Here is an 11,196-nt window from a genome sequence, read left to right as displayed (position 1 = left end):
CCGGTCCGGGGCGCCCGCCGCAGGGATCACTGGCACAAAGCGCCCTTGTAATCGCCGAAGTTGTCCATGGTGATGAATTCGGGGTCCGAATAGGTTTTCTTGGGGATTTCGGCATCGTCCTTGATGGCGGCCAACAGCAGCTTGACCGCGTCGCGCCCGTGATTGGCCGAGTTCAGCCACATCGTGCCCTTGAACGCCGATTCACGCCCGTTGCCGAAAGCATCGCAGGCGCGGCTGCCATCGATGCCGATACCGATGCCCTGCTCTGCCGGATAGCCGGAGTTCTCCATGGCCCGCGCGGCGCCCAGCACGCCATCGTCATTGCAGGAATAGAAGATCCAATTGTCGTATTGCGGGTTCGCGGTCAGCGTCGTTGTCATGACGTCGATGGCGTTGACCATCGTGTTGTCATAGGCGGCGCGGATGATCTGACCTTCGGAAAGGTCGGAGTTTTCCAGCAGCGCCTTCTCGGCCCCGCCGTTGCGCTGCATGCAGGTGTCAGCCTTGCGATCCTCGATCGACACGACACCAACCGAATCCGCGGCCCATCCGGCCTCCTTGTAGAAATTCGCCAGCTCGCGCCCGACGTTCTCACCGATCGAGAAGGCGTTCAGCCCCACATAGGGAACGTCCTTGCCGTCACCGTCGACAATGTCGTCGTCCACCGCGATCAGCGGCACGCCCGCCTCTTTCGCGCGTTGGGCAACCACTGGGCCAAGTGCGCGGTCGGGAACGACAATCGCGATCCCGTCGACACCGTCGCCGATCATCGTGTCCAGGGTCGTGATGGTGAGGTCGGCGTTGAACTGAACGTCCTGGCTGACGAATTCGGCGCCGCCTTCTTTTGCCGCCTCGGCGGCGCCGGCCACCTCGGCCACGAACCAGGGGTGATCCCCCATCTTGTTGATATAGCCGATCTTGGGGGCGTCCTGGGCCTGGGCCGCCATCGGCAGCAGGACAAGCGCGGCAGCGCCCGTGGTCGCCAGAGTACGAAGTTTCATGGTGTTTCCTCCCGTGGTTTGCTTGATGGTCTTCAGTCGTGGAAAAGTGCGGATCGCCCGCCGTCGATCACGATGGTTTCGGCGTTGATGAAGGGGGCCTCGTCCGAGGCCAGGAAAACCGCCGTCATCGCCACCTCTTCGGGCTGTCCGATACGGCGGGGCGGGTGCAGGTCTTCGGCCTTGCGCCGCTCGGCGGCCGGATCGTCGAAGCCGGCCCAATAATCGCGCGCGATCTGGGTATCCACATAGCCCGGCGCGATCGCGTTCACGCGGATGCCCTCGGCCGCGTATTCTATCCCCAGGGCGCGTGTCAGACCGATCAGCCCGTGCTTGGCCACCGGGTAGGGAAAGGTGTGGGGAATGATCTTGAACCCATGGCAGCTTGCGATGTTCACGACAGCGCCCGATTTCTGCGCCCGCATCATCGGCAGCACGCTTTCGGCCATGGCCCAGCAGGCCTCGAGGTCAAGGGCCATGCAGCGCGCCCATTCCGAGCGCGGCATCTCGTGGGGGCGATGGAACACGTTCGCGCCCGCGTTGTTCACCAGAATGTCGACCCGGCCGAACCTGTCCTGCGCCAGCCTTGCCAGGGCATTCACATCGTCCTGGACGGTCACGTCGGTCGGCTGGAACAGCCCGCCGATCTGCTCGGCCACGGCGGCGCCCGTTTCGGCATTGCGTTCGGCCACGATCACTTGCGCGCCCTCGGCGGCGAAGGCCCGGGCGATGGCAGCCCCGATGCCTTGGCCCGCACCGGTCACGATGGCAACCTGGTCTTTCAAACGTCCGGTCATGGGTATCACCAATCCACGATGGTGCCGTCGGACAGCACCGCGTTGCGTGCATGAAGCACTTCCTGCTTGAAGGGGTGGCGCGCGATCTCGGCCTCGTTCACCTCAAGCCCGAGGCCCGGCTTCTCGGGCAGATCCCAACGGCCGGGGCGCAGGGTTATCGGCCATTGCACCACATCGTCGTACCAGGGCACCGCGCCCACCATTTCCTCTTGAATGATGTGGTTCGGCGTCGAAATCCCGAAATGCAGGGCCGCAATGCCGGCAATGGGACCAAGGGGATTGTGCGGAGCAACGCCCATGCCCGCGGTTTCGCACATCGCCGCCACCTTCCTGGCCTCGGACAGACCGCCAAGATGGCAGATGTCGGGCTGTGCGATATGAAAGGCACGGCGCGCGATCGCCTCGGCGAAGGCCCCCCGGCCGATAAGCCGCTCGCCCGCCGCAATGGTCAGGCCGCTGTGGCGCGTCAACTCGGCCAGGCCGTCCATGTCTTCGGGCGGAACGGGTTCTTCGGCGAAAAGCGGGCGACAGGGCGCGATCGCGTTCAGGAAATCGCGCGCCAGCGCGGCCGACGCGGGGCGACCGTGAAAATCGACCATGATATCGACATCCGGGCCGACGGCATCGCGCAGGGCCGACATCGCCTCGCCCACCCGGTCAACGGCGCGGTTCGGCGCGATGTAATGAACATAGGGGATCGGCACGACCTTCAGTGCGTCATAGCCCGCCTCGACCACCGCGCGCCCCCGTTCCACAAGAGAGTCACCGTCCATGGTGTCATAGACCGCCGACATGTCCCCCATGCCAAGGTGGGTGTAGGTGCGCAGATGGTCGCGGCACTTGCCCCCCAGCAGACGCCAGACCGGCGTGTCGAGAGATTTGCCCAGGATGTCCCACAGCGCGATCTCGATCCCGCTGACCGCCGTCATGCCGATGACGCCAAGGCGCCAGAAACCGTGACGCGTCATGATCTGGAAGCACTGTTCGATATCGCGCGGGTCTTGCCCAAGAAGCAGCGGTTCAAGATCGGCGATGGCGCCGGTGATCGCCCGCGTTTTCCATTCCAGGGTCGCTTCGCCCCAGCCGACAAGGCCCGGCACATCGGTTTCGACCTTCACGAAAACCCAGTTGCGCATCTCGGCATTACACACCGTCGCGCTGATCCCGGTTATACGCACTATGATTCTCCCTCTTTTGTATGATTAAATAGATTTGTTTGTATGAGTCAAATATTTTTGCCGCCGAGGGCCGGGGTCAGCCCCCCGGCACAACAAAAAAGGCGCCGCCAAAGGCGGCACCTTGAAAAAATGCAACTCATTAAAAAAGCGTGTTTATTTTCGCCCTAACCGGTTCAGGCCAGCCAGCGCTCCAGGTTCTGGCGCACGAAATCGTCGTCGGTCAGGTCGGGGTAATCGCGCAGGATGCGTTCCAGTTCCTCCATCTGGCCGGGGCCCATGGTTTCGTCCGGGTTCAGGCACCAGGTGGCGCGCATCAGGCCCTGGCGGCGCAGAACCTCGTGCAGGCAGGCGATGCAGCCGGCGAAATCGTTCGCCACGTCGAAAAGCACACCGTTCGCATCCGTGGTGCGGGCATCGAAGGCCAGCCATTCCAGCGCGCTGCGCCCCCCGGGGGCTTCGCGTATCTCGTCCAGCAGTTGCACCGCGCGCCTTGTCCAGACCGACCAGTGGCCCAGAAGACCGCCCTTGATGCGCACCGTTACCTGTTCACCGTCGCGCATGAAGGTGAAGGGCATCAGCAGGTCGGCAACGATATGGTCATCGTTGCCGGTATAAAGGGTGATCCGATCCTCGGCCCGGGCATCCACCACCGCGCGTACCACGTCCAGCGTGCGATACCGGTTGAAGGGCGCCATCTTGATCGCCACCGCGTTTTCGATCTGCGCGAAGCGGCGCCAGAAGCTGTAGGACAAAGGCTGACCGCCCACCGCCGTTTGCAGGTAGAACCCGATCAGCGGCATCACCTGCGCCACCCTTTCGCAATGGGCGATCAGGGCATCCTCATCCTCGTTCCGCAGGGCGGCAAGGCCCAGCAGGACGGCGTGATAGCCCAGGTCGCGGGCCAGTTCGGCCTCGGCCACCGCCTGGTCGGTGCGACCCACGGCACCGGCCACCATGAAGGGGGTCGAACCGTGGCGCGACGCCTCCTCGGCAGCCAGGCGCAGGACCGGTTCCAGAAGGCCGTGATCGCGGATTTCGAACTGCGTGGTATGCACCGCAACCGCGAGCCCGATCGACCCCGCGTCGAGGTAATAGCGCGACAGGGCGCGCTGGTGGCGTTCGTCAAGGCTGCGCTCTTCGGTCAGAGCCAGGGGATGGGCCGGGATCACCCCGCCCCGGCGCAGGGCGGCAAGGGGGGCGGCGGGTATGTCGGAAATGTTCATGCGGGGCCTTTCTGGGAAGGGTCGGGGCGCAGATAGCCCATGATCACCTCGATCACATGGGCGCGGCGCACGGCCAGCCCGGCCTCGGAGCGGTCAAGCGCGAAGATCGCCGACAGCGTGGCCCGGTTGGCGATGAAGAAATAGCAGATGCTGGCGATCGAGATGTAAAGCTGCACCGGGTCGATCCCGGCACGGATTTCACCGCGCGCCACACCCCGTTCCAGGATCGCGTCGATCAGCGCAACCAGCGGAGAGTTCAGCGCGCGCGCCGTGTCGGTGTCGGTCAGGTGGGCGCCGCCATGCATGTTGGCGTCGTTGATGATGGCGATGAATTCGGGGTGGCGGCTGACGTAGTCGAAGGAAAAGCCCACCAGCTTTTCCATCGCCGCAAGGGGCGCTTCGCCCTCAAGGTTCAGTTGCCGCTCGGCGGTGCGGATGTCGCCATAGGTGATTTCCAGAACCTCGCGGAACAGGTCCTCCTTGCCGGTGAAATAGTGATAGATCAGCGCCTTGTTGCACCCGGCTGCCTTGGCGATGCTTTCGATACGGGTGCCCTGAAGACCCGCGCGCGCGAATTCGCGCTGCCCGGCCCGCACGATGCGGGCACGGGTCGCGACGGCATCGCGGGTCTGGCGCGCCGCCGGGGGCCGGGGCGGTGGCTTGGGCAGGGCGTCAGTACCTGCCATCGCGCACCTCGAAATGGGTCGGCTTGCCCAGAGAGCCGCCGCCGCCCTGCATCCATTGGGCCGTCCATTCGATCAGGCGGGGCAGTGGCACCGTCGGATAGCCATAGAGGCGTTGTTGCAGGCTGGTATCGACGATCCAGGCGGTGGGGTTCTCGGTGCCCGAAAACACCGGTTCGCGTCCGAAGAATTCGCCGAACTTCTCGGCCAGGCGCCGCACGCTGACCAGTTCGGGGCCGGACAGGTTGAGAACGAAGGGCGGCGTGTCGGCGCGGGCCAGGGTTTGCAGCGCCACGTCATTGGCATCGCCCTGCCAGATCACATTGCAATGCCCGCTTTCCAGGGCCACCGGCCGCCCCTCGGCCACCGCGCTGGCCACGTCGTGCAGCACACCATAGCGCATGTCGATGGCATAGGAGAGCCGGATCAGCGAAACCTTGGTGCCACGGGTCAGCGCGCCGTGTTCGAACATCCGTTCGCGCCCGACGCAGGAATTGGCATATTCCCCCGGCGGATCAAGGCGCAGATCCTCGCGCGCGCCCTGCCGGGCGATATCCACGAAGGGATAGACGCAGGCGGTGGAAAACACCGCGATCCGCGACTGGGCAAAAGCCTCGGCCACCAGGGCAGGCACACCGGTGTTCATCGCCCAGGTGAGAGACTGGTTGCCCTCGGATCCGAACTTGCGCCCTGCCATGAAGACCACGTTCGCCGTCTTGTCCAAGGCCTCGACCGCCGCGCGATCCAGCAGGTCGCATTGCACCGTTTCGATGCCCCAGCCTTCCAGCTTGTCGCGCACGGCGGGGTCGGAAAACCGCGCCACGCCGATCACCCGTTTGTCGGGTGCGGCCCGTTTGGCCATGCGCGCCAGGGTCGGCCCCATCTTGCCGGCCACGCCAAGGATGGTGATGTCGCCCTCAAGCCTCGCAAGGCTTTCGCGCAGGGCATCCGAGGGGCGCGACATGAGATCGTCCAGCATTTCGTCGTCTGCGATGGTATCGGGCAGATCGTTCATTTCGGTTCTCCTGTTTTGGACGGGGCGCGCAGCATGTCGAAGGCCCAGTCTGCGGGCGCGATGCGCCGTGAAAGATCGGGCAGCGGCACAAAGCCCATGCCCGGCACCTGCAACGAACCAAGGTTCAGAACGCCGCCACCATTCGCCAGCCGGATGCCGCCGCCGCTGCGTTCGTAAAGGTCGGGGTGGGCCGCCAGCGCCGCCTCGGCCTCATCCCCGGGCAGGTGATCGAGACCCCGGAAATAGTGGTGGCCATTGCGTTCGACATGGGAAATACCAAGCGCGGCGACCACCGCCAGATCGGCCTGAAGCGACACCACCGGCAGGCAGGTCAGGTCTTCGGCCGATTGGAAGCACCCCTCGTGGCGGCGCACCAGTAGGGCGTTCAGCAGCGAGTGGATCACCCCCTTGCAGTTCTTGTGGCTGACCCCGCGATAGCCAAGGGCAATCGCCTCGTGGAAGGCCCCCGTCCAGCCGTCGGATTCGTCGATCAGCATGGGCTTGCCGATCAGCTCCAGCGCCGCCGGGTCCAGCGGCCCGGCCAGCGCCACGCCGCGTTCCAGCGGCTGTTCGATGAACAGGATCGAATCGTAAAGGGGGCGCAGTGCGGGGCTTTGGCGAAGATCCCCGATCAGGGCCGCGAAATCAGCCAGGTCGCGGTATTGTTCGTTGCCGTCCAGGGTGATCTGCACGGGTTCACCCAGGCGCGCCAGGCTGTGGGCGATCTTGCCCAACCGGTCGAGATCGGCGTCGCGTTCGCCGCTGACCTTGATCTTCAGGTAACGCACGCCGTCGCGGTGCAGGTAATCCTCCAGCGTGTGGGGCAACCCGTCGTCTGGCAGGTCCAGCCCCGCCAGATCGCCCGCCCCGATCGGATCGACAAGGCCGACAGTATGGCGCAGATGCACCTGTTTCAGCGGCGCAGCCAGCACCGCGTCGCCCGAGGAAAGACCCTGCAGTTCACCGAAGACATCGCCGGGGCGCATCCCGAAGGCATCGCCCTGCACCATCTGGTGAAAGCCCTGCCCAAGGGCGCGGCCCAGCCCGTCGATCATCGCGCGTTCCACCATCGACACGCCAAAGCCCGCGCCCAGCCGGTTGAACCCGCCCTCCACGGCGCGCCTGTCCACCTCGGCGTCAAGCTGTCGCCACAGGTCGAACAGCGGCCCCGCATCAAGGCCCTGCGCCACCTCAAGCGCCTGTTCCACCACCCACAAAAGATCGGCCACATTGTCGGCCGGCGTCTTTTCCGGGCGCTTGTCGAACCACTTGTAGGCCAGCAGGTCCGAGGAATAGCCGGTGACGGGGGTGCCGTTCACCGTCATATCAAGCGCCAGCGTCAGCGAGGCCGCCGCCTCAATCGTGACCACGCCAAAGCGGAAGGGCATCCGCGCGAAGGCATTGTCGATGCCAAGACGCGCGACGCCGGTTTTCAGGATCGGTGCGTTCATGTCGTTACCCCTTCCACAAGGCCCCGGACAAAGCCGATGGCACGGGCCGCCGATGTCACGCCGTCGGGATGATAGTCAAACGGTTCGATCCCGATGATGCCGTCATAGCCTGTCTCGACCAGCGCGGCGACGATGGGGGCGAAGGCGTGGGCGCCCTGCCCCGGCCCGCGCCGGTTGGATTCGTTGAAATGGACATGGCCCAGCAGCCCGGTGGGCATGTGGCGGCGGATCAATGCCTCGGGCGGGTCGTCCTCGCCGCCCCAGGCCGCCGATGTGTCGATCATGGCGGTCAGGTTGGGCAGGCCAAGCGCTTTGACGATCTCACCCGCCTGGGCAATGGTGTTGACGCAATCGGTCAGGGCCGGCGCCAGGGGTTCGATGCAATAGGTGACGCCAGCGTCGCCCGCCGCCTCACCGGCGACGCGGAACGCCTCGCGTGCGTTGTCCAGCCCCGCCTGGGCCGAGGGCGCATCGCCCAACCGCCGCTGGGGGGGCGAGCCGTGGATCAGGACGCTGCCCCCAAGATCGGCGCAGAGATCGACCATGGCGCGAAGATGATCCAGCGTGCGTGCCCGCATCGCGGCGTCGTTGCTGGTGATCGACAGGCCGTCGGGCGCGCTGAGCAGCCAGTGCAGGCCGGTAATCTCGATCCCCGCATCCGCGGCGGCGCGGCGGGCGCGGGCGCGTTCGGCCCCGCTCAGGCGGGCCGGATCACCGGACAGGGTGAAGGGCGCCACCTCAAGCCCATCATAGCCCAGATCGGCCGCCAGCGCGCATTGCCGCTCGAACGGCAGATCGCGGATCACTTCGTTGCACAGGGAAATTCGAAAGGTCATCCGGGCAGCCTCACCAGGAACAGGTCGGTAAAAAGATACTGGATCGCCAGGGCCGAAACCCCGGCCAGAAGTGCCGCCCAGAGACACAGCGCCACGATGCTGCGGCTGCGCCCCGGGTGCATCAGTTCGGCCCCCAGGGTGAAGACGAAGACAAATCCGGCGGTGGCCGGAAGAAACGGCACCTGCCCGAACAGCACGACGCCATAAATCAGGGCGGTGACGATGGTGAAGACCGTGCGCAGCGCGGCCCCGGGGGGCCATGTTTCAACCGGAACATCCCGTGGGCCGCGCCCGGCCATCGCCCGCAGCAAAAGCACGATGCCCAGAACCGCGATCACGCCGCTGATGATTCCGGGCGTGATGCCCGGCGCCGTCAGCGGATCTCCGTTCCGGTCGGCAAAGGTGGGCATGGCCAGCGCGCCTGCCAAGGCGGCGATGCCTATGGTCGATACCACCAGCCCGGCGCAAAGATCGGTGCGGTGAATGCTCATCAGGCGGCTCCTTCTATGGGGCGCAGGGGGCGTTGGGTTGGTGTCAGGGCCTGCATGACGCGGGCCATTTCCCGTGCGCCCTCGGCGATGTTGCACAGGACCGGCCCGCGCCCTGCCATGGCGGCGCGGAACATGGCGAAGCTGCGGGCAAGAAGCGTGGCGGGCGTGATGCCGATCGCCATTTCCTGCACCACGGCCCCCGGCGTCACGGCAAAGACATCGCCCTGCCGGGCATAGTTCACCCGGGCGTGGCGCAGGGTTCCGGCGTTGAAATCCAGCGCGAGGTTGCCCGCATCGCCGATCAGCGTCAGCCGCTTTTCGGTCAGCGCGCCAGGCATGAAGCCATCTTCGCGCGCCCCCGCCACAAGGATGCCCAGGCGCAGGGTTGCGCTGATCCCGCCCGCAAGGGAAAGGGTGATGCGCAGGTCGTCGGCAATATCGGGGCTAAGCGCGCGCACCTCGTGCAGGTCCACGCCGGTGATCGCGCCGCCCGCGCAGTGGCGCATCAGGTCCAGAAGGTGCACGCCATCATTGGCGATCAGGCCGGAATCCGCGCGCATCCTTTTCCAGCCGGCCGATTCACCCTCCAGCCGCAAAAGCCGCCCGATGGCGCCCTCGGCCAGCAGGGCCCGCGCCCGCGCCACCAGCGGATGCGCTCGCAGGACATGACCGATCTGCACCGGCAGATCCCCCGCCAGGCGGGCCAGTTCATCGGCCTCGGCCACGGTTTCGACGGCCGGTTTCTCGATCAGCACGGGTTTCCCCGCCGCCAGCGCGATCCGCGCCAGGGGCATGTGCTGCGCCGGGGGGGCCACGATATCGACCAGCGCCGCGCGTTCGATCAACGGCTCCGGCGTGGCGGCAACATCGCCCTGCGCGATGCCCATGGACAGCGCCGCCGCCCGCGCCCCGGCATCGGGGTCGCTGACCATAAGCCGCAGGCCCGGTTCGGCCAGCCGCCAGCCGTCGGCATGCAGCCGCCCGAAGGCCCCGAAGCCACAGATCAAAACCGCGTCACCCATGGCGCTGCGCCATCATCCGCGCGATCCCGCGCCGCACCGGCGGCAGCGCCAGCACGATCATCAGCAGCACCAGCGCGGCGATCACCGCACTGATCGGGCGGGTGACGAAATCAACCGGATCGCCCCGCGACAGCGAAAGTGAGCGGCGGAAATTCGCATCCAGGATCGGCCCCAGCACCACCCCCAGGATCATCGGCGCCACCGGAAACCCGGTTTCGCGCATCACGAAGCCGATCAGCCCGAAGAGGATCATCACCCAGACATCGAACAGCCGGCCGGCGATGGCGAACGACCCCACGGCACAGAGAACGAAGATGATCCCGATCAGCCATTCGCGCCGCACCTTCAGCACCCACAGCAGCGGGCGGGTCAGTGCCAGCCCCAGAACCAGCATGGCGCAGGTGGCCCAGAACACTATGGCCACGACGGAATAGAAGAAATCGGGTTGGGTGATCATGATCAGCGGCCCGGGGCGCAGCCCGTGAATGACCATCGCCGCCAACAGCACGGCGGCGGGGGCCGATCCGGGGATGGCCAGGGTCAGCACCGGGATCAGCGCCCCGGGCACCGCGGCGTTGTTGCCGGTTTCGGCGGCAAGCAACCCGTCCACCGACCCGTTGCCGAATTCATCCGGTGTTTTCGATGCCCGCTTGGCGGCCGCATAGGACACCCAGGCGCCCATGTCCTCGCCCACGCCCGGGACCACGCCCATGAAGGTGCCGATCACGCCCGAACGCACCCAGGTGCGCGCATAGGACAGCGACGAAAAGGCCGCGCCGATCACGTTGCCCATGCGCGCGCGCACCAGTTGCGTCGCTTCGGAGCGCATGACCGAAAATACCTCGGCACAGCCGAAGGCCCCGACAAGAACCGGCAGCAGCCCGAATCCGGCCTCAAGACTGGTGAATCCGTAGGTATAGCGCGAATAGGCATGCAGGCTTTCCTGCCCCACCAGCGCGACCAACAGCCCGAAGAAGCCAGCGATCCAGCCTTTCAGCGGGTCGTCCATGGCCGTCAGTTGCCCGCACAGCACCACGCCGAAGACCGCCAGCCAGAAGAATTCGAACGACGTGAAATCAAGCGCGAATTCGGCCAGCCATGGCGCCAGCACCGCCAGCCCCATCATGCCGATCATCGACCCGAGGAACGATCCGGTGGTGGCCACCGCCATCGCCTCGCCCGCACGGCCCTGTTTGGCCAGGGGGAAACCGTCCAGCGCCGAGGCGGCATTGGCGGGTGTGCCCGGAATGTTCAGCAGGATCGCCGTGCGACCGCCGCCATAGATCGCGCCGATATAGACACAGATCAGCACGAGGATCGCGGTGTTCTGCTCCATCGAGAAGGTCAGCGTGGTGACAAGCGCAACCCCGAGCGTTGCCGTCAGGCCGGGTATCATGCCCACCACGATGCCAAGCAGCGTCGCCCAGAACACGGTGACGATGTCGGCGGAAAGGCCGATCGCAAGGATTGCGTTCAGGAATTGTGAAAGTCCGTCCATGATC

Annotated in this window: 11 protein-coding genes; all 11 read right to left on the bottom strand. The window is 65.9% G+C overall.

The features are described 5' to 3' along the window. Positions 1-26 precede the first annotated feature (26 nt). A complete protein-coding gene (locus H7828_RS13365) occupies positions 27-1,001 on the bottom strand; it encodes a substrate-binding domain-containing protein (RefSeq protein ID WP_226781549.1) in 975 nt (324 codons plus the stop codon). 32 nt (positions 1,002-1,033) lie between these two features. Continuing rightward, positions 1,034-1,795: an SDR family oxidoreductase gene (locus H7828_RS13360; RefSeq protein WP_226781548.1), complete on the bottom strand. Its 762-nt coding sequence runs from the start codon at positions 1,793-1,795 to the stop codon at positions 1,034-1,036. 5 nt (positions 1,796-1,800) lie between these two features. Further along, complete coding sequence (gene dgoD / locus H7828_RS13355; RefSeq protein ID WP_226781547.1) at positions 1,801-2,973, bottom strand: galactonate dehydratase; 1,173 nt, start codon at positions 2,971-2,973, stop codon at positions 1,801-1,803. 173 nt (positions 2,974-3,146) lie between these two features. Next, a complete protein-coding gene (locus H7828_RS13350; protein ID WP_226781546.1) occupies positions 3,147-4,196 on the bottom strand; it encodes a dihydrodipicolinate synthase family protein in 1,050 nt (349 codons plus the stop codon). Beyond that, complete coding sequence (locus tag H7828_RS13345; RefSeq protein WP_226781545.1) at positions 4,193-4,882, bottom strand: TetR/AcrR family transcriptional regulator; 690 nt, start codon at positions 4,880-4,882, stop codon at positions 4,193-4,195. The genes H7828_RS13350 and H7828_RS13345 overlap by 4 nt, the downstream gene beginning before the upstream one ends. Continuing rightward, positions 4,869-5,894, bottom strand: coding sequence for an NAD-dependent epimerase/dehydratase family protein (locus tag H7828_RS13340; RefSeq protein WP_226781544.1), 1,026 nt, complete (start codon positions 5,892-5,894; stop codon positions 4,869-4,871). The genes H7828_RS13345 and H7828_RS13340 overlap by 14 nt, the downstream gene beginning before the upstream one ends. Next, positions 5,891-7,345: an enolase-like domain-containing protein gene (locus H7828_RS13335; protein ID WP_226781543.1), complete on the bottom strand. Its 1,455-nt coding sequence runs from the start codon at positions 7,343-7,345 to the stop codon at positions 5,891-5,893. Before H7828_RS13335 ends, H7828_RS13340 begins: the two co-directional genes overlap by 4 nt. Then, positions 7,342-8,181, bottom strand: coding sequence for a sugar phosphate isomerase/epimerase family protein (locus H7828_RS13330; protein ID WP_226781542.1), 840 nt, complete (start codon positions 8,179-8,181; stop codon positions 7,342-7,344). The genes H7828_RS13335 and H7828_RS13330 overlap by 4 nt, the downstream gene beginning before the upstream one ends. Continuing rightward, positions 8,178-8,672: a tripartite tricarboxylate transporter TctB family protein gene (locus H7828_RS13325; RefSeq protein WP_226781541.1), complete on the bottom strand. Its 495-nt coding sequence runs from the start codon at positions 8,670-8,672 to the stop codon at positions 8,178-8,180. Before H7828_RS13325 ends, H7828_RS13330 begins: the two co-directional genes overlap by 4 nt. Further along, positions 8,672-9,694 (bottom strand): Gfo/Idh/MocA family protein, encoded by a 1,023-nt coding sequence (locus H7828_RS13320; RefSeq protein WP_226781540.1) that lies wholly within the window; start codon positions 9,692-9,694, stop codon positions 8,672-8,674. The genes H7828_RS13325 and H7828_RS13320 overlap by 1 nt, the downstream gene beginning before the upstream one ends. Then, a complete protein-coding gene (locus H7828_RS13315; RefSeq protein WP_226781539.1) occupies positions 9,687-11,192 on the bottom strand; it encodes a tripartite tricarboxylate transporter permease in 1,506 nt (501 codons plus the stop codon). Before H7828_RS13315 ends, H7828_RS13320 begins: the two co-directional genes overlap by 8 nt. Between the last annotated feature and the right edge of the window lie 4 nt (positions 11,193-11,196).

Source organism: Oceaniglobus trochenteri (genome assembly GCF_020529025.1).
Taxonomy (GTDB): Bacteria; Pseudomonadota; Alphaproteobacteria; order Rhodobacterales; family Rhodobacteraceae; genus Oceaniglobus; species Oceaniglobus trochenteri.
This window is presented reverse-complemented; position numbering and strand designations above follow the sequence as displayed.